Annotated in this window: 19 protein-coding genes; all 19 read left to right on the top strand. The window is 68.8% G+C overall.

Annotated features, from left to right (window positions below):
* The first annotated feature begins 33 nt into the window (after positions 1 to 33).
* The 19 genes from IPG61_01645 to dprA all read left to right on the top strand — a co-directional run bounded on the left by IPG61_01645 (position 34) and on the right by dprA (position 16,995).
* Positions 34 to 1,680 carry a PAS domain S-box protein gene (locus IPG61_01645; protein MBK6732797.1) on the top strand — a complete coding sequence of 549 codons (1,647 nt, stop codon included), beginning with the start codon at positions 34 to 36 and terminating at the stop codon, positions 1,678 to 1,680.
* A gap of 186 nt (positions 1,681 to 1,866) precedes the next feature.
* On the top strand, positions 1,867 to 3,378 hold the full coding sequence (locus IPG61_01640; protein MBK6732796.1) for a sigma-54-dependent Fis family transcriptional regulator: 1,512 nt from the start codon (positions 1,867 to 1,869) through the stop codon (positions 3,376 to 3,378).
* A 261-nt stretch (positions 3,379 to 3,639) separates the two neighbouring features.
* A complete protein-coding gene (locus tag IPG61_01635) occupies positions 3,640 to 4,050 on the top strand; it encodes a prepilin-type N-terminal cleavage/methylation domain-containing protein (protein ID MBK6732795.1) in 411 nt (136 codons plus the stop codon).
* 189 nt (positions 4,051 to 4,239) lie between these two features.
* Positions 4,240 to 4,728, top strand: coding sequence for a hypothetical protein (locus tag IPG61_01630; GenBank protein ID MBK6732794.1), 489 nt, complete (start codon positions 4,240 to 4,242; stop codon positions 4,726 to 4,728).
* A gap of 29 nt (positions 4,729 to 4,757) precedes the next feature.
* The gene (locus tag IPG61_01625; protein ID MBK6732793.1) at positions 4,758 to 5,168 is read left to right on the top strand and encodes a type II secretion system protein; all 411 of its coding nucleotides are present in this window, start codon (positions 4,758 to 4,760) and stop codon (positions 5,166 to 5,168) included.
* A 113-nt stretch (positions 5,169 to 5,281) separates the two neighbouring features.
* Positions 5,282 to 6,334, top strand: coding sequence for an ABC transporter ATP-binding protein (locus IPG61_01620; protein ID MBK6732792.1), 1,053 nt, complete (start codon positions 5,282 to 5,284; stop codon positions 6,332 to 6,334).
* On the top strand, positions 6,331 to 7,107 hold the full coding sequence (locus IPG61_01615; GenBank protein MBK6732791.1) for an ABC transporter permease subunit: 777 nt from the start codon (positions 6,331 to 6,333) through the stop codon (positions 7,105 to 7,107). The genes IPG61_01620 and IPG61_01615 overlap by 4 nt, the downstream gene beginning before the upstream one ends.
* The gene (locus IPG61_01610) at positions 7,104 to 7,817 is read left to right on the top strand and encodes a hypothetical protein (protein ID MBK6732790.1); all 714 of its coding nucleotides are present in this window, start codon (positions 7,104 to 7,106) and stop codon (positions 7,815 to 7,817) included. The genes IPG61_01615 and IPG61_01610 overlap by 4 nt, the downstream gene beginning before the upstream one ends.
* A gap of 3 nt (positions 7,818 to 7,820) precedes the next feature.
* Positions 7,821 to 8,600: a prepilin peptidase gene (locus IPG61_01605; protein MBK6732789.1), complete on the top strand. Its 780-nt coding sequence runs from the start codon at positions 7,821 to 7,823 to the stop codon at positions 8,598 to 8,600.
* Between the two features lie 266 nt (positions 8,601 to 8,866).
* Positions 8,867 to 9,985, top strand: coding sequence for a type IV pilus assembly protein PilM (gene pilM / locus IPG61_01600; GenBank protein ID MBK6732788.1), 1,119 nt, complete (start codon positions 8,867 to 8,869; stop codon positions 9,983 to 9,985).
* Positions 9,982 to 10,560, top strand: a complete 579-nt coding sequence (locus IPG61_01595) for a PilN domain-containing protein (protein ID MBK6732787.1) — start codon at positions 9,982 to 9,984, stop codon at positions 10,558 to 10,560. Before pilM ends, IPG61_01595 begins: the two co-directional genes overlap by 4 nt.
* A gap of 11 nt (positions 10,561 to 10,571) precedes the next feature.
* Positions 10,572 to 11,324 carry a type 4a pilus biogenesis protein PilO gene (gene pilO / locus IPG61_01590; GenBank protein MBK6732786.1) on the top strand — a complete coding sequence of 251 codons (753 nt, stop codon included), beginning with the start codon at positions 10,572 to 10,574 and terminating at the stop codon, positions 11,322 to 11,324.
* Positions 11,324 to 11,890, top strand: coding sequence for a hypothetical protein (locus IPG61_01585; GenBank protein ID MBK6732785.1), 567 nt, complete (start codon positions 11,324 to 11,326; stop codon positions 11,888 to 11,890). Before pilO ends, IPG61_01585 begins: the two co-directional genes overlap by 1 nt.
* A gap of 3 nt (positions 11,891 to 11,893) precedes the next feature.
* On the top strand, positions 11,894 to 13,246 hold the full coding sequence (locus IPG61_01580) for a hypothetical protein (GenBank protein MBK6732784.1): 1,353 nt from the start codon (positions 11,894 to 11,896) through the stop codon (positions 13,244 to 13,246).
* 116 nt (positions 13,247 to 13,362) lie between these two features.
* A complete protein-coding gene (locus tag IPG61_01575) occupies positions 13,363 to 13,899 on the top strand; it encodes a shikimate kinase (GenBank protein ID MBK6732783.1) in 537 nt (178 codons plus the stop codon).
* A complete protein-coding gene (locus tag IPG61_01570; GenBank protein ID MBK6732782.1) occupies positions 13,896 to 14,450 on the top strand; it encodes an RsmD family RNA methyltransferase in 555 nt (184 codons plus the stop codon). The genes IPG61_01575 and IPG61_01570 overlap by 4 nt, the downstream gene beginning before the upstream one ends.
* A 20-nt stretch (positions 14,451 to 14,470) precedes the next feature.
* Positions 14,471 to 14,947: a pantetheine-phosphate adenylyltransferase gene (coaD, locus tag IPG61_01565; protein MBK6732781.1), complete on the top strand. Its 477-nt coding sequence runs from the start codon at positions 14,471 to 14,473 to the stop codon at positions 14,945 to 14,947.
* An 82-nt stretch (positions 14,948 to 15,029) separates the two neighbouring features.
* Positions 15,030 to 16,028, top strand: a complete 999-nt coding sequence (obgE, locus tag IPG61_01560; GenBank protein MBK6732780.1) for a GTPase ObgE — start codon at positions 15,030 to 15,032, stop codon at positions 16,026 to 16,028.
* Between the two features lie 46 nt (positions 16,029 to 16,074).
* On the top strand, positions 16,075 to 16,995 hold the full coding sequence (gene dprA / locus IPG61_01555; protein ID MBK6732779.1) for a DNA-protecting protein DprA: 921 nt from the start codon (positions 16,075 to 16,077) through the stop codon (positions 16,993 to 16,995).
* The last annotated feature ends 36 nt before the right edge of the window (positions 16,996 to 17,031 follow it).

The raw sequence follows: 17,031 nt of genomic DNA, 5'->3' as shown, positions 1-17,031 counted from the left end.
CCGGCCGCCCGGCTTCTGCGGTGGCGACTGCTGATGGCGTCCGTCCTCGCGGTCATCACGGTGGTGGCGGGGCTTGTCGGCGTTGCCGAGGTCTCGCGACCCGGCGTGCTGGCCTCCCTCGGCCTGCTGGGCACGTCGCTGGCCGTCAGCTGGGCCGCCTCGGTGGCGGGGGCGTCCCAGCGTCCGCTGCTGGTGCTCCAGATCACATCCGACGCGGTGGCGCTGGGGCTGCTGGTGCACTTCACCGGGGGCCCGTATTCCGCTATCCCGCTCGCGTTCTGCGTCCCGATCATGTTCGCTGCCTACTACCTCGACCGGCGTTGGGCACTGGCTATCGCGGGCACCGCGGCGGCGCTTGTCGGAGGCGGCCACTTCGGGTTGGCATTGGGCTGGCTCGCTGCGGGCCGCCAGCCGGGCCTCGATTTCCACTCGGGCTGGCCGGTGCTGATTACCGCGCTGCACATGTCGCTGTTCGTCGTCGTCGGCATGATCAGCGGCGATCTCTCGGAGCGCCTGGAACGGAGGCGGCGCGAGCACGCCCGAAGCCAGCGCCAGGCCGAGCAGGCGCGACGCGAAGTGCGCGACATCCTCGACTGCCTGCGCAGCGGATTGCTGACCGTCGATACGCGCGGGCTCATCACCCGGGCCAATCCGGCCTGCTGCCGCATCCTGGGCTACGAGGACACGCAACTGCTCGGGGCTCCTCTCGGGACCCTGGTCGATGGCGGCCTTGACGCATTGGCGCAGGTCATCCTGCCGGTTGCCGCCGGCGGCGCGGCGGTGGCCCGCGGCGAGATCTCGCTGGTCAGGCGCGGCCACGCGGTTCCGATCGGGCTCAACGTCAGCCATGTGACGGGCGCGCGCGGCGAGGTGACCGGCGCGGTGGCCGTCTTCACCGACCTGACGCAGGAGAAGGAACTCGTCGCCCGGCGGCGCGAGACCGACCGTCTGGCGGCCATCGGTGAACTGGCGGCGAGCATCGCGCACGAAATCCGCAATCCGCTGGCGAGCATCCGCGGTTCGGTGGAAATGCTCTCGGGCGAACTCGAGCTGGAGGGCTACCAGCGCCAGCTGTTCGAGCTCGTGCTGAAGGAGAGCAACCGCGTCAACTCGATCATCAACGACTTCCTCGGCTACTCGCGCATGCGGCCGGTGGCGCGGCGCCGCTTCGCTGCCTCGTCGTTCCGCGACGAAATGCTGTTGCTGGTGCGGCAACATGTCGCTGCCGCGCGCGGCGACGTCCGCATCACGGCCGAAGTCACGCCGCCCGATCTCGAGCTGGTGGCGGATCCCGGCCAGCTGACCCAGCTCGCCCTGAACCTGGCCATCAACGCCTGCGAGGCGATGCGTTACCAGGGGCGCCTGCGCGTGGCGCTGTACCTGGTCGAGGGCGGCGAGACCTTCGAGCTGACGGTCACCGACGACGGCCCCGGCATCGAGGCCGACATCCGCGACAACCTCTTCCTGCCTTTCAAGACGACCAAGGAAGGCGGCACCGGGCTGGGCCTGTCGGTGGTCGCGCGCATCGCGGCCGGGCACGGGGGCACGGTCCGGGCCGAGGACGCGCCCGGCGGCGGCGCCATCTTCCGGGTCCGCTGGCCGCGTGCCGCCCTGCCGGGCGAGGCGGCCGCCGTGGCCACGCCGGCGGCTCAGCCCCTGGAAGAACTGCTGCCCGTCTGAGCCCGGGGCGCTGGTTCCTCCGACCCATCGCCGGCGATCCGCACGCTGCCCGCTCGCGGGCCGGTACCATGCATCACGAAGTGCAAAAATCATTGAAAAGATCATAAAGCAACGCGCAATGCGGTCGATATCGAACCCAACGCTGCATTTCGCCCGGCAGTTGGACCACCACCGAGGAGAGCTCCCATGCCTCTGGGCCGCATCCTGGTCGTTGATGACGAAGACTCCATGTGCCAGTACCTGTCGATCCTCCTGCGCAAGGAAGGCTACACCGTGCGCACCGCCCATTCGGGCGCCGAGGCCCTCAAGGCCATCGGGGAAGAGCCGGCCGACCTGGTGATGACCGATATCCAGATGCCGAAGATGGACGGCATCCAGTTGCTCAAGGGGATCAAGGCCATCGACCCCACGACGCCCGTGGTGATCATGACCGCCTATGCGAGCGAGCAGTCGGCGATCGACGCCGTCAACCTGGGCGCCTTCAGCTACCTGCAGAAGCACTGCAAGAACGACGAGATCAAGATCGTCGTGCGCAACGCGCTGGCGCTGCGCCAGGCCAAGACCGAGAACCAGGAACTGCGCCGCGAGCTGTCGAAGAAGAAAAGCACGAAGTCGATCATCGGCCAGAGCCCGCGCATGCGTTCGGTGTTCAAGATGGTCGACAAGATCGCCTCGACCACGGCCACGATCCTGATCAACGGCGAGAGCGGCACGGGCAAGGAGCTGATCGCGCAGTCGATCCACCAGCGCTCGGACCGCGCCAACGAGACGTTCGTCGCCATCAACTGCGGCGCCATTCCCGAGACGCTGCTCGAGAGCCAGCTCTTCGGCCATGTGAAGGGCTCGTTCACCGGCGCCGACCGCGACCACGACGGCTTCTGCCGGCAGGCCGAGAACGGCACCATCTTCCTGGACGAGATCGGCGAGACACCGCACGCCATCCAGGTGAAGCTGCTGCGCATGCTGCAGGAGCGAGAGATCTATCCCGTGGGCAGCAGCAGTCCCGTCAAGGTGAACGTGCGCGTTATCGCAGCGACGAACCGCGATCTGGAGGACGAGGTCGCACGCGGCAACTTCCGCACCGACCTCTACTACCGCCTGAACGTCATCCCGCTGAACCTGCCGCCGCTGCGCGACCGCGTCGACGACGTCCCGCTGCTGGTCGACCATTTCCTCAAGCGCTGCTGCGCCGGCGAGTACGTGGGGCCGCTGGCATCCATCCTCGACGACAGCGCGCTGCGTGCCCTGCAGGCCTACGAGTGGCCCGGCAATGTGCGCGAGCTGGAGAACGTGATCGAGCGGGCGAGCATCATCCGCGAAGGCACCCGCATCACGGTGCGCGACCTGCCGGCCTTCATCGCCGATGCGCAGGCCGGACCGTCCACCGGCGGGCACCTGGCCGTGGGCGGGCCGTGGACGCTCGAGGAACTGGAGAAGGCGCACATCCTGTCGGTGCTCGACGGCACCGGCCGGGCGCGCAAGCAGACGGCGGACATCCTGGGGATCAACGCCTCGACACTCTATCGAAAGCTAAAGAAGTACGGGGTCCAGGACGATGATGATGCGCAGGCGCTGGCCGAGGAATTGGCGGGCACTGCCGGCGAGGAACTCCTCGCGGCGATCGACGACCAGCTGCGCGAGCAGGACGAGTCGGACGCCGCACGGTTCGCGCCGGAACCCGAAACGGTCGTGTCCTGAACGGTCGTTCCGGGTTCGAGACTGCACGGTCCGTTCCGGCCACCGCGGGCAATGTGCAGGGTGACGAGGTGGCCGGGCGCTGGGGAGCGCTTCCGCTGATCGCGTAACCGGCAGTCCCCATGCAGGTTACAAAACGAGCCGCCGCCACTGACAAATGGCACGGCCGTTGCAAAGAGGAAGCGCCGTACACAGCCACAAGAGTGCCGGCTCAATCCGGCAAGCGCACGAGGGCCCATGGGCCCCTGTCCAAGGAGACGGACAATGCTGAATCGCAAAGGATTCACCCTGATCGAGCTCATGATCGTCGTGGTCATCATCGGTATCCTGGCCGCCATCGCGATCCCCAACTTCATCAGCATGCAGGATCGTGCGAAGGAAGCCAAGGTCAAGGGCGCGGCCCACACCGTGCAGCTGGCTGCCGAGGACTTCGCTGTCCGCAACGACGGCATCTACTCGGACGCCGGTGCTGACCTGCAGCCCCTGCTCCCGGGCGGCAACCTCCTGGACAACGCGTTCGACGGCAACCCCAGCGAGCCCCGCTTTGCTGCGGCCGCTGCGAACCCGGGCGAAGTCGGCATCGTGGCCGTGGTGCAGGGCGGCGTGAACGTCGGCTACAGCATCACCGGCTTCGGCAAGACTGCGACCATCCTGACGCTGGTCAGCGGTTCGTAAGCCAGGCCCTGTCGGTTCGGTAGTTGGGGACGGGGCCGCAAGTGCGGCTCCGTCCCTGTCTTCAGGCGGCGGAAGCGGGAGTGGGCGATGGGCCAGGCGCCGGAAAGCACCAACACGGCGGCGGGACCGGAGGCAGGGGCGACTGCTGCCCCGGGTCGACGCCTGCCTGCGGGGTTGAAGCTGCCCGCGGTGAAGCTCCCCGCACTCAAGCTGCCGAAAATGCCTGCCCTGAAGCTGCAGAAGCCGGCGTTCCGCGTGCCGCGGCCGGGTCGACCGGCACTGGCGGACCTTGTCTGCGCCGCCGGGGCGGCCAGCCTTGTGCTCAGCGTCCTGTTCGTGGTCAATGCCCCGGAACTGGATCGCCTGCAGGCACGATCCAACGAAGAGAAGATCGTGGCCAATGCCGCGACGCTGCAGCTCGCGGCCGAGACCTACGCAGCCTTGAACGGGGGGCGATACCCCCGCGACGTGCTCGAACTGCTGCCGCTCCTGCCGGAAGGCGCGGCGCCTCGCAATCCCTATACCGACGAGCCGACGATGTTCCGCGGCATGGCCGGGGACCTGACGTATCGGCCCGCGGCGGGCGGCAGCTACGTGATCGAAGCCTGGGGCAGGGGTGCGGCGCGGCCGCAGCGCCTGGCCATGCTTCGGGGCAAAGCACCGTCGGCCGCGCACTGAGAGTGTCCGGGGGAGAAAGAGACGGCATCATGAACAAGCGCGAAGGATTTACCCTTATCGAATTGATGATCGTCGTCGCGGTGATCGGAATTCTGGCCGCGCTGGCCATTCCGAACTATGTGAGCATGCAGGAACACGCCAAGGAAGCCGGCACGAAGAGCAACGCCCACACGCTGCAGCTGGCCATCGAGAACTACGCGGTCACCCATGACGGCATCTACTCTGTCGCCGCCGCCGATATCACCCCGCTACTCCCGGGCCAGGGCATGATGGCCAACAACTTCACCGGTGCCCACAGCGAGCCGCAGTTCGGGGCCGCCGCAGCAGCGCCGGGCGAGGTCGGAGTCGAGCTCATCGTGCAGGGCGGCGCCCCGGTGGGCTATGTCATCACGGCGGCCGGCAAGGCCGGCGTCGTCATGACGGTCGGCAGCGGCCTGTAGCTCAACGGGGTGCCATGGCACCCCGGTTGCAATCCCACAGACGAATACGCGTGAACCTGCCGTCACGGGGCGTAAACAGCCCCGTGGCGGCCTCGCGACTCCGGAGGTGGGCAATGTCCCGTCAAGTGCTGGTCGAAAACGTGCCGCCCGCCGCAGGGGCCATCGGTGTCCTGTCGGCGCCGGCCGGGACCGTGGACTCGCGTGCCGACGGGTGCGTGGACGCCGGACCGGCCCTGCGGGTGGTCGACCTCTGCAAGACCTTCCGCTCCGGCTTTGCGCGCCGCCGGCTGCGCGGCATCGAGGGCGTGTCGTTCACCGTCGGCCGCGGCGAGGTCTTCGCCCTGCTGGGGCACAACGGCGCCGGCAAGACGACCACCATCGGCTGCCTGCTGGACCTGGTCCGTCCCGACCGCGGCGAGGTTTCGCTGCTGGGGCACCCGCACCGCGATCGCCAGGCCCGGGCCCGCGTCGGCTACCTGCCTGAGCGGCCGTACTTCTTCGACTACCTGACCGGCCGCGAACTGCTCGAGTTCTACGCCGACCTGCTCGACGTGCCGCGCCGCGAGCGCCGCGACCGCATCGACCAGATCCTGCGCCAGGTGGACATGCTGCCGGATGCGGGCCGCCGTCTCAACAAGTACTCCAAGGGCATGCTGCAGCGGCTGGGCCTGGCCCAGGCGCTCCTGGGCGACCCCGAGCTGCTGATCCTCGACGAGCCCATGTCCGGCCTCGATCCCATGGGTCGCCGCGAAGTGCGCACGCTGCTGCAGGACCTCAAGCGGCAGGGCCGGACGATCCTGCTGTCCAGCCACATCGTTCCCGACGTCGAGCAGCTGGCCGATGCCGTGGGCATCCTGTGCGAAGGCCGCCTCGTCCTGAACGAGAGGCTCGGCAACCTGGCCGACGCCTGCACCTACCGCGTGCGCGCCGCGGCGAGCGTGGCGCAGGCGCGCTCCGCGGGACTTCCCGACTGGTCGCTGGCGGCATTCACTTCGCCGGAATCCGCGCCGCTGGCGGCCGACCTGGTGGCGGGCGACGCCGGCCAGCTGCGCGAACTCCTGGATGCCTGCCACCAGTCGGGTCTGCCCGTGGTGGCGGTCGAGTCGCAGCGTTCCGGGCTCGAGGAGCTCTTCCTGAGGACACACGCACGAGGGAGCGACGCATGACCCGTCGACACGTCACGGCCCTGGCCCGGGGGACATTTCGCGAAACCGTTCGCGACCGCGTCTTCTACCTGGTGGCCGTGTTCGGCTTCCTGATGCTGGCGAGCACGACCGTGCTGTCGCCGCTCACCATCGGCGCCCAGGGGAAGATCGTCAGCGACGTGGGGCTGGCCTCGATGGTGCTGCTCGGGCTGCTGGTTGTCGTCTTCGTCGGCAGCGGCATGGTTCGCAAGGAACTCGACAAGGGCACCATCACCACGATCCTCTCCAAGCCGGTCGGTCGCCGCGAATACCTGCTCGGCAAGTACCTCGGCCTCAGCCTGACGATGGCGGTGATGCTCGCGGTCATGGGCGTCATGTTCCTGCTGATGCTGCTGATGTCGCCGGGCGCGTTCTCGCTGCGGTTCGTGTCCGCCTTCTACCTGACGTTCCTGGAGCTGTCGGTGATCACGGCCGTGGTCGTCTTCTTCTCGACGTGCGTGTCGCCGGTGCTGGCCGCCGTCTTCACGCTCGGCGTCTTCGTGGCCGGCCACCTCAGCCAGTCGATCCGCGATTTCGGAAACCTGCAGCAGAGCGCCTTCACCGGCACGGTCAGCACGGTCGTCTACTACCTGATGCCCAACCTCGAGGTGTTCAACGTGCGCGGCGCCGTGGTCCACGGCGACCCGGTGAGCGCCGCCCATATCCTGCTCGCGACGCTGTACGGCGTCTGCTGGGTGGCCCTCCTGCTCCTGTTGTCGGGAGCGGTCTTCTCACGCCGGGAGCTGCGCGGTTGAGCGGCGCCCGCAGTACCCTGGCCCGCTGGGCCGCCTGCGTGGCACTGGTGGCGGTGCTGTCCGTCACGCTCGGTGCGCTGGATGCCGAGAGCCGGCGGGCAGCCCGCCAGGATCGCCTGTACTTCCCGTCGGGGCGTGCACTTGTCGAGTCGTCGGTCGGTTTCCGCGAGGTGGCCGCGGACTACCTGTGGTTCCGCTTCGTGCAGTACTTCGGCTCCTACGCCAAGGGGAACCACGACCTGCGGTACTTCGACCTGCTCGTCGACGCGATCACCCGCCTGGACCCGCGCTTCGTCGAGGCCTACCACTTCGCCTCGCTGGTCGCCTGGTCGGAACTCGGCGACTTCGAGAAGTCGATCGACCTCCTCAAGCGCGGCATCCTGGCAAATCCGGAATCGGCGAAGCTGCATTTCCAGGTCGGCTTCACGTACTACGTCTTCTTCCAGGACTACCGGCGTTCCGCCACCTGGTTCGAGGCGGCCGCGCGCTGCCCGGACGGTGGCGAGACGGAGGCGCGCTTTGCGGCCTTCGCGCGCTACCGCGCCGGCGACGACCGCGTCTCGCTCGAACTCTGGAAGGAGATGGCCGCCTCCACCGAGAGTCCCCAGATGCGCGAACTGGCCGAGAAGATGGTGGAGAAGCTGGAGCGGAAGATGACGATCCAGAAGCTCTACGGCCCCGACTTCATCGGCCCGATCCCGGAGTTGTAGGAGATGGCGCTGCCTTACGAACCCGGATTTCTCTACGCCTTCACCGCCCTTCTGGGCGCGTGCTTCGGCAGCTTCTCCAACGTGCTGATCCACCGGTTGCCGCGCAACCTCAGCGTCGTGCGGCCGCGGTCGGCGTGCCCGTCGTGCGGCCGTGCCATCGCCTGGCACGAGAACATCCCCGTGCTCAGCTGGCTGTTGCTGCGCGCGCGCTGCCGCGGGTGCGCGGCCCCGATCGCCTCGCGCTACGTGCTGGTGGAACTGGCCGGCGCCGCCTGCGCCCTCATCGGGGTCTGGCGCTTCGGATTCACCTTCGCGGGGCTTTCTGCATCCCTGCTGCTGCTCCTGCTGCTGGATATTGCATTGATCGACTGGGAACACATGATCATCCCGCACACGTTGACCATCGCCGGCATCGTGATCGGGCTGGGCGGTTCGTTCCTCGACGGGCGCGATCCGGCTGCGGCGTTCCTCGGAGCGGCCGTCGGCGCCGGCAGCATCCTTGCCGTGTCGTGGGGCTACCGGCTGGTCCGCGGCGTCATCGGCATGGGGGGCGGCGACGTCATGCTCATGGGCATGGTGGGGGCGTTCCTGGGACCGTGGGGAGTGCTCGGGACGCTGTTCGGAGGCGCGGTGCTGGGCACCGTCTACGCTCTGGCCAGTACCCGCGGACACCTGCAGGCGGGCGCCAAACTGCCGTTCGGCACGTTCCTGGCAGCCGCAGCGGCCGTGGTGCTGCTGTTCGGGAGGCCCATCGCGGGGTGGTACCTGGGCCTGGCCGGCTGATCGGCAGATTCTGCCGGGCGGCGCGAAACGGCGGCCTGCCCGGAACGGGTGCAGGCCGGGCGCCGAGGGGGCGCGGTCTTCACGGCAGGCGGGGAAATCGGACTCAAGCCGGACGAAACCCCGCCGAATCCACTTGTGGCACGCATGTTGCGGATCGCCCCGGGACCGTCCGGGTCCAGCGGACGCCGCCAACACCGAAGCTCGAACAGCAAGGCAGGCTTGACATGTTCGGATTCCTGAAACGGAAGCGTAGGACACTCATCGGCATGGACATCGGTTCCCATGTCGTCAAGTGCCTGAGGCTGGACCTCAGCGGCGAGCGGCCGCAGGTCACGCACTTCGGCATGGCGGACCTCCCGCCCGAGGCCATCGTCGACGGCGAGATCATGGACCGTGAACTCGTCATCCAGACGATCCGCGAAGCCGCCCAGAACGCGGACTTGCCCAACGAACCGGTGGCCAGCGCCGTCGCCGGTCGCGCGGTCATCGTCAAGAAGATCGTGATGGACAAGATGAGCGAGGCGGACGCGCGCGAGGCCATCTACTGGGAGGCCGAGCAGCACGTCCCGTTCGACATCGACGACATCACGCTCGATTTCCAGATCCTGCAGCCGGACATCGGTGCCGGCCAGATGGAACTGCTCCTCGTCGCCGCCAAGAAGGACATGAGCCAGTCGCACGCGGAGCTGATCCGCGACGCCGGGTTCACGCCCCTGGTGATCGACGTCGCCTCGTTCGCGAACCAGAACGCGTGGGAGAAGCTGCGGGGCGAGACGCCGGCGACGGTGTCGGCGCCTCGTGACGCTGACGCCGTCGACGGCCTGGCGCCTTTCGACGACGACCAGCCCGAGGCCGCACCCGCCACGCCGCGGGGCGCCGGCGAGTTCGTGGCCCTGCTCGACGTCGGTGGCGGCGTGACGAACGTGCACATCGTGCGCGACGGCGTGCCGTACTTCACGCGCGACCTGCCGATCGGGACGGCCCACTTCATCGAGGAATTCCAGAAGCAGCTCGGGTTGACCTACGACACGGCTTCCCGCGTCGCGCGCGGTCACACCGACGAAGCGGACATGCAGCTGATCGGCGACATCGTGCGCTCGGTCGGCGGCGAGATCTACCAGGGCCTCGAGCCCAGTCTGTCCTACCTCAAGACCGCGGGCGAAGCCGACGGCATCGACCGCATCGTCCTGAGCGGGGGCGGGGCGCACCTGCCCGGCCTGAAGGACTACCTGGCCGAGAGCTACGGCGTGCCGGCGGAGATCGCCGACCCGCTGGGCAACCTGGACTATGCATCGGACCTGTTCGGCGAGACGGATCCCGCCGACCTCAGCCCGCTGCTGACGGTCTGTGTGGGCCTCGCGCTGAGAGAGGCGGTGGAGGCATGATCAGGATCAACCTGCTACCCCGTGACGAACAGCCCGCGAAGGCTCGCCTGGCGATGCCCCAGCTGGGTGCCATGGCGCCGCTGGCGCTGTTGCTGCTGGCCTTCGGCGGCGTGGGCGGGGCGTACTTCTACCAGTCCCAGCAGGTCACCGCGCTGCAGACGGTGATCGCGGCCGAGGAAGCCGAGACCCGCCAGCTGGCGCCCGAGATCGCGAAGATCCAGCGCCTGAACCAGCAGCGGAAGGACCTCAACGACCGCCTGGACGTCATCACGCGCCTGGACGCGGATCGCTACTTCCGCGTGCACCTGATGGACGAGCTCAACCGCAGCCTGCCCGAGCACATGTGGTTGACGAAGTTCGAGGATGTGGGCGGTGACCAGTACAACGTGGAAGGCGTGACCTTCTCGAACTTCCTGGTCAGCGACTTCCTCCAGAACGTGACCGAGAGCCCGTATTTCGCCTCGATCAACCTGCTGCTCGCCGAGAAGGGCGAGATCGACAAGGTTCGGGTCGTGAAGTTCAAGGCCCAGGCCAAAGCCGTGCGCAACGCCGCGCCGGCGCCGTTCGAAGGGTAGGAAGGACCACCATGAAGATTGACGTCAAGAACCCCAATCTCATCCGCTGGGCGTTGACGGTGCTGGTGGTCGCGACGGTTGTGCCCATGTACTTCCTGTCCACCTCCTATCCGTTCACGTACGCCTCGCGGTCGCAGACGATCAAGGAACTCGACGACAGGCACCAGAAGCTGTCGGCCGAGCTGGAACGGGCGCGCCTGCTGGTCCGCAACCTCGAGCGTGTCGAGCAGGAGTACGCCATCCTGCACGACCAGTGGAAGGTCGCGGCCACGCTGCTTCCGGACGAGAACGAGATGCCGGACCTGTTGCGCAAGGTCACAGCGGCCGGGCAGCAGTCGGGCGTCGAGTTCGAGATCTTCAAGCCGGGCGCGGTCGCCAACCAGGGCTTCTACTCGGACAACCCGGTCGAGGTCCGCATCAGTGGCGGCTACCACCAGACCGGTGTCTTCCTGAGCCGCCTGGCGAACCTGAACCGGATCGTGAACGTGTCCAAGCTCAAGATGCAGGGTGTCGACAGCAACCAGAAGGACGTCGCCTGGACGGTCCGCACCGACATGCTGCTGACGGCATACACGCAGGGCGCCGCCAACGCGCAACCCGCGGCGACCGACGCTGCGACGTCGCGCCCGCTGCAGGCCAACGCCGCCCAGGCGAAGGCTGCGGACGGCAAGGCAGCCCCGGCCAAGGCCGGCCAGTCCGGTGGTACCGCCAAGGCTTCCGCGGCAGGCGCCCCGGCCGGCAACGACAACCAGGGAGGGCGCTGATGAAGACGGTCCTTAAGGCACGGCCGGGCCTGGTCCCGGCGCTGCTGGCACTGACGCTGCTCCTGGGCGCGCTGCCGGTGGTCGCGGCCGACGAAGAGGCGCCCGCTGTGGCGACCGCTGCTGCGGCAGCGACGTCCCAGCCCGCCGAGGCGGCCGACCCGGGGACGAACGCCGAGGCCGCCGACGCGGCTCCGGCCGATGCCTCGCTGTCGCCTTCCCAGATCTCCGCGGACCGGATCAATGCGATCCGTGCCAACGAGTACTTCTACCAGTCGTACGGCAAGGGAGACCCGTTCGCCACGCTGGTGAACGGTGAATTCCAGCAGACCGGCGCCGCCGAACTGGTGGATGTCAACAGCGCCAGCCTGGTTGGCGTGATGTGGGGCCAGGACGATCGCTTCGCCCTGGTCGAGGACGGCGAAGGATTCGGTTACATCCTGCGCGTGGGCGACCAGGTCCGCAACGGCCGCGTCGTCAGCATCCGCAAGAATTCGCTCACCGCGCAGGTCACTCTGTACGGGATCACGAGCAACGTGGTCCTCAAGCTGGATAACCTGGAGGAGTAAGAGATGTTCCGCTGGTTCCGAAACGCTCGCTGCGCGGTCCTCGGCCTGTGCCTGCTGGCGGGTACGGGCGCCGCGCTGGCCCCGGCCGCCAACGCCCAGGCCCCGGATGCCGGCTACAAGACCCGGCTCATCTCCCTGGATGTCCAGGATGCCGAGATCGGCACCGTGCTCCGCTCCCTGGCCGGATACTCGGGCACCAACATCGTGGCTTCGCCCAAGGTCGTGGGCAAGGTCACGGTCAAGCTCGAGGACGTGCCCTGGATCGAGGCACTCCAGGTGATCCTGCGCGCCCACTCCTTCGACTACCTCGAGGAAGAGGGCATCTACCGCATCGACACCGCCGAGGCTCTCCGTCAGGAGAAGCTGGAGGGCCAGCGTGCCCGCAAGCAGGTGGAGGACCTCGAGGCCCTGCACCTGGGCATGGTGACGCTTAAGTACGCCAATGCGACCGAGGTCAAGGACGCGCTCGAGAAGATGCTGACCGAACGCGGCAACATCGACGTCGACGTGCGCACCAACAGCCTGCTGGTCAACGACGTGCAGACCAGGGTGAACCTGATCACCAACATGGCCGGCCAGCTCGACACGCGCACGCCGCAGGTGGAGATCAATGCCCGCCTGGTCGACATGGACTCGCGCGCCACGCGTGAGCTCGGCGTGAACTGGTCGCTGAACAACTTCCTCAGCCCGGGCAACAACCTGGGTGGAAGCCTGGCCATCGACAACCCGCTCCAGACGCCGTCCGGCGACCTCCGGGTCGGCACCGTTCAGGACTGGGGCGAACTGATGGTCAAGGTGCAGGCGCTGGAGAACGACAACCGCGCCCAGCTCATCAGCAACCCGGTCATCACGACCACCGACAACCGCGAGGCCAAGATCCTCGTCGGCCAGAAGATCCCCCTGATCGTGGCCGACCAGGCCGGCAACGCGATCACGCAGCTGACGACGATCGGCATCCAGCTGCGCGTGACCCCGCACATCAACAGCGAGAACCGGATCACGCTGGACATCCACAACGAGGTCAGCGACCTGTCCAGCCAGGCGACGGTCCAGGGCGGCGTCATCATCAACACCAGCGAGTCGGACACCCGCGTGCTGGTCGAGAACGGCGCCACCGCGATCATCGCCGGCCTGATCCGCAAGATCGACAGCCGGCTGGAGACGGGCGTGCCCGTGCTCAAGTCGCTGCCGGTGCTCGGCGCCCTGTTCCGCCACAGCTCGGACACGAAGGTCGACCGTGAACTGGTCATCTTCGTGACCCCGCGCATCGTGGACGACACGTATATGCAGCGGAAGGTGATCACCCCGGACTCGGCCGTGGAGATCAATCCTTCCCAGAAGATCAGCCGCTTCTAGGCTTCGCCGGCGCCCGGCGCCAGTGGACAGAGCCCCCCGGCCCGCGCCGGGGGGCTATTGCTTTGCCCTCCGACATTCCTGCTGGCACCGGCGTCCCCGTGTTGTAGGTTGTTCCCATGTGGACATCGTTCGTGGGATTCATGGCCAGCGGCAAGACGACCGTGGCCGATGCGCTGCAGGCGGCTACCGGCCGCCCGGTCGTGCATGTGGATGCCGCGGTCACGGCCAGGGCAGGCGCCACCATCGCCGAGATCTTCGCGCGCGAGGGCGAGGCCGCTTTCCGCGACCGCGAACTGGCCGAACTGGCCGCCCTCGACGCGGGCCGCAACCTCGTGGTCGATACCGGTGGCGGCCTCGTCGAGACCCCGGCCGCCACCGAACTGCTGCGTGAGCGCGGCGTCGTGATCTGGCTCGATGCCCCGTGGGAGATCCACCGCACCCGCCTGAAGGCCTGCCCGCCCGGCGAGCGGCCCCTGCTGGACAAACTGGGCTGGGCCGGGCTGGAGGAACTGTTCCGCCGCCGCCGGCGACTTTATGCCGCCGCTGCCGATTTCCGGTTGTCGGCCACCGTGGCGGACCCGGCGCTGCTGGCGCGCACCGCCATGCTGCGCAGCCTGGTCTGGTCGCGCCGTCCCGCGGAGCAGCGGCGATGAGGGTCGTGGCCGGGCGCTGGCGTGGCCGTCGCCTGCTGCCGCCGCCGGGCGACGCGATCCGCCCGACGGCCGATCGCGTCAAGGAGGCCCTGTTCAGCATCCTCGGTGCGCGGGTGGCCGGCGCCGTGTTCGTCGACCTGTGCTGCGGGACCGGGGCGCTCGGCATCGAGGCGCTCAGCCGCGGCGCCGGGCGGGCGATCTTCGTGGACGAGGCGAAAACCTCGCTGACGCTGGCCGGTGCGAACCTCGCGCGCTGCGGCGCCACCGAGGGCAGCTTCGCCCTGGAGCGCTGTGAAGCCCTGGCCTGGCTGGACCGCTGGAGCCCCGCCGACGGGTCACCCTGGCTGCTCGTGGCCGACCCGCCCTATCGCACACCCCTCGGAGCGCATATCATGGAGCGCCTGCTGGCACGACCGGCCTGGCCCGGCTGCCGGGCCCTGGCCGTGGAGCAGGGGTCCGAACACCTGGCCCCGCTGCCGGCCGACGACGCCTGGGAACTGCGGCGCTATGGCCAGGCCACCCTGGCGCTGTGGCTGGCGCCGGAAGACTGACCGGTTGGAAAGGGGCGAGCATGCACCGCCACGTGCTGTATCCGGGTTCATTCGACCCGGTGACGCTGGGCCACCTCGACCTGGTCGAGCGCGCCAGTCGACTGTTCGACCGCGTCACGGTGGTGGTTGCGGCCACCGGCAAGGCCGGCCTGCTCGAACTGGATGAACGCGTGGAGCTGTTCCGCGCTTCGGTTGCCGGGATGTCCGGGGTCGAGGTCGAGCCGTTCAGCGGCCTGCTCGTGGACGAGGTGCGGCGCCGCGGCGCCAGCGCCGTCGTGCGGGGCATCCGCACGCCGGGCGACTACGAACACGAATGGACGATGGCCGGCGTGAACGCCCTGCTCGCCGCCGATGTCGAATACGTCTACCTGCTGGCCCGGCCGCAACTGGCGGCCATTTCCAGCACGCTTGTCCGCGACGTGCTGCGCCACGGCGGCCCCCTCGACCGGCTGGTGCCGGAGCCGGTGGCGCGCGCGCTGGCCGGCCGCGACTTTTGACCCGATGAGCGTCGCTCCGGCGGCGTGACACGCGGCCCCAGGCCGCAACCCGCGGTTGACGCCGCGACCCGAGGAGTCCCGCGTGTTCCTGGACACAGCCATCATCACGATCGCCTCGGGCAAGGGCGGCGACGGCAAGGTCTCGACCCGGCGCGAGAAGTATGTGCCGCGCGGCGGCCCGGACGGCGGCAACGGCGGGCGCGGCGGCTCGGTCTGGCTGCTTGCCGATGCGCATCTGACGACATTGCTGGACTTCCGCTACCGGCGGAAGTACGAGGCCGAGGAGGGCCGGCAGGGCGGCGCGAACAACTGCACCGGCGCCGACGGGCACGACATCGAGATCAAGGTGCCGTGCGGCACGGTGGTCATCGACGAGGAAACCGGCGAGCAGATCGGCGACCTGGTCGAAGCAGGGGACCGGCTCTTGCTGGCCGAAGGTGGTCGCGGCGGCAAGGGCAACTGGGAATTCCGGAATGCCCGCAACCAGACGCCGATGAAGGCCACGCCGGGCAAGCCGGGCGTCGAGCGCGTCGTGCGCTTCGAGTTGAAGCTCATCGCGGACATCGCGCTGGTGGGCGAGCCCAACGCAGGCAAGAGCACGCTGCTGTCGGTGCTCACCGCGGCCCGGCCCAAGGTGGCCGACTATCCGTTCACGACGCTGGTGCCGAACCTCGGCATCGTCGACCTGGGCGACTACGCCAGTTGTACGCTGGCCGACATCCCCGGACTCATCGAGGGCGCGAGCGAAGGGCGGGGCCTGGGCCACGAGTTCCTGCGCCACGTCGAGCGGACGCGGGCTCTGCTGCTGCTGGTCGACCCGTCGACGGTCGAGCCGGCCGAGGCGCTCGGTATGCTGCGCGGTGAACTGGAGAGCTACGGCGGTCACCTGGCGCGGCTTCCGTTCGCGGTGGTCGTGACCAAGAGCGACGTCATGAACGACGAAGATGCGGCTGCGGCCCTGGCGAAGGCCCGACTCTGGGCGACGGCTGCGGGCGCGGTCGACACGCTGCAGATCTCGGCGGTGGCCGGACGCGGCCTGACCGAACTGCGGCACCTGCTGCGACGACTGAACGCCGGCTGAGCCGGCGACGTTTGCCGACGTCCTCCCGGACGGGATCCCGACCATCGTGAATGAACCGAAGCACGGGCGCACGCCTGCGCCCGCGGACTACCTGCTCCTCGAACGCGATCATGAACTGTGGCCGCCCCTCTGGCACCGCGATGTGGCGCCGCTCATCACGGCGCTGCATGTGCAGGGCGAGGCCTCCGTACTGACTCGCCCCTGCCTGGGCATCGTCGGCACGCGGAAACCGACGGCGCGCGGCCTCGAGGTCACGCGCGTGCTGGCGGGCCAGCTCGCGGCCGCGGGCTGGGTCATCGTCAGCGGCCTGGCGCGGGGCATCGATGCCGCCGCGCACCGCGGGGCGCTTGAGGCCGGCGGCAGCACGGTTGCCGTGATGGCCACCGGCACCGACCTCTGCTATCCCCAGGCGCACCGTGGGCTGTTGCGCGAGATCCGCGCGCGCGGATGCAGCCTGACGCCCTTCCCGGCGGGCACGCCCCCGCTCAAGCACCACTTCCTGGAGCGCAATCAGGTGCTGGCACTGGTGGTCCGCGGCGTGATCGTGGTCGAGGCGCCGCTCAAGAGCGGGGCCATGGTCACGGCGCGCGAAGCGGCCGACGCCGGCCGCGACGTGTTCGCGGTGCCGGGTCCGGTCGACGTCGACACGAGTCACGGCTGCCACCAGCTGCTGCGCGACGGCGCCTGCCTCGTGGAATCGGTGGCCGACGTGCAGGCCTGTTTCCAGACGCAGCTGACCCTGTTCCCGTGGGCGACGCCGTTGCCCGAGCCGAACCTGCCGGACCATCCTGCGGCGCGCTGGCTCTACGAACGGCTCGACCTGGGCGGCTGCGGGCGTGATGAATTGCGCCGCCAGTGGCCGGGCGACGAGCGCGGTTTCGTCGACGGCTTGTGCGCCCTCGAACTGGCCGGCCTCATCCACCGGTTGCCGGGAGGGCAGGTGGCCCGTAGACTCTGGACCGCCTGAGGGCTCGGCGCCATGCGGCGGGCCCGGGCGGCCGCT

The sequence above is a fragment of the bacterium genome, from assembly GCA_016703265.1.
In the GTDB taxonomy this organism is placed as follows: Bacteria; Krumholzibacteriota; Krumholzibacteriia; order LZORAL124-64-63; family LZORAL124-64-63; genus CAINDZ01.
The sequence above is the reverse complement of the archived record's forward strand: the minus strand, read 5'-3'. Positions and strand labels throughout refer to the sequence as shown.

Coding starts and splice junctions, on each gene's coding strand:
- IPG61_01645 (MBK6732797.1), top strand. CDS start 34: ATGGCGTCCGTCCTCGCGGTCATCACGGTGGTGGCGGGGCTTGTCGGC.
- IPG61_01640 (MBK6732796.1), top strand. CDS start 1,867: ATGCCTCTGGGCCGCATCCTGGTCGTTGATGACGAAGACTCCATGTGC.
- IPG61_01635 (MBK6732795.1), top strand. CDS start 3,640: ATGCTGAATCGCAAAGGATTCACCCTGATCGAGCTCATGATCGTCGTG.
- IPG61_01625 (MBK6732793.1), top strand. CDS start 4,758: ATGAACAAGCGCGAAGGATTTACCCTTATCGAATTGATGATCGTCGTC.
- IPG61_01620 (MBK6732792.1), top strand. CDS start 5,282: ATGTCCCGTCAAGTGCTGGTCGAAAACGTGCCGCCCGCCGCAGGGGCC.
- IPG61_01615 (MBK6732791.1), top strand. CDS start 6,331: ATGACCCGTCGACACGTCACGGCCCTGGCCCGGGGGACATTTCGCGAA.
- IPG61_01605 (MBK6732789.1), top strand. CDS start 7,821: ATGGCGCTGCCTTACGAACCCGGATTTCTCTACGCCTTCACCGCCCTT.
- pilM (MBK6732788.1), top strand. CDS start 8,867: ATGGACATCGGTTCCCATGTCGTCAAGTGCCTGAGGCTGGACCTCAGC.
- IPG61_01595 (MBK6732787.1), top strand. CDS start 9,982: ATGATCAGGATCAACCTGCTACCCCGTGACGAACAGCCCGCGAAGGCT.
- pilO (MBK6732786.1), top strand. CDS start 10,572: ATGAAGATTGACGTCAAGAACCCCAATCTCATCCGCTGGGCGTTGACG.
- IPG61_01585 (MBK6732785.1), top strand. CDS start 11,324: ATGAAGACGGTCCTTAAGGCACGGCCGGGCCTGGTCCCGGCGCTGCTG.
- IPG61_01580 (MBK6732784.1), top strand. CDS start 11,894: ATGTTCCGCTGGTTCCGAAACGCTCGCTGCGCGGTCCTCGGCCTGTGC.
- IPG61_01575 (MBK6732783.1), top strand. CDS start 13,363: ATGTGGACATCGTTCGTGGGATTCATGGCCAGCGGCAAGACGACCGTG.
- IPG61_01570 (MBK6732782.1), top strand. CDS start 13,896: ATGAGGGTCGTGGCCGGGCGCTGGCGTGGCCGTCGCCTGCTGCCGCCG.
- coaD (MBK6732781.1), top strand. CDS start 14,471: ATGCACCGCCACGTGCTGTATCCGGGTTCATTCGACCCGGTGACGCTG.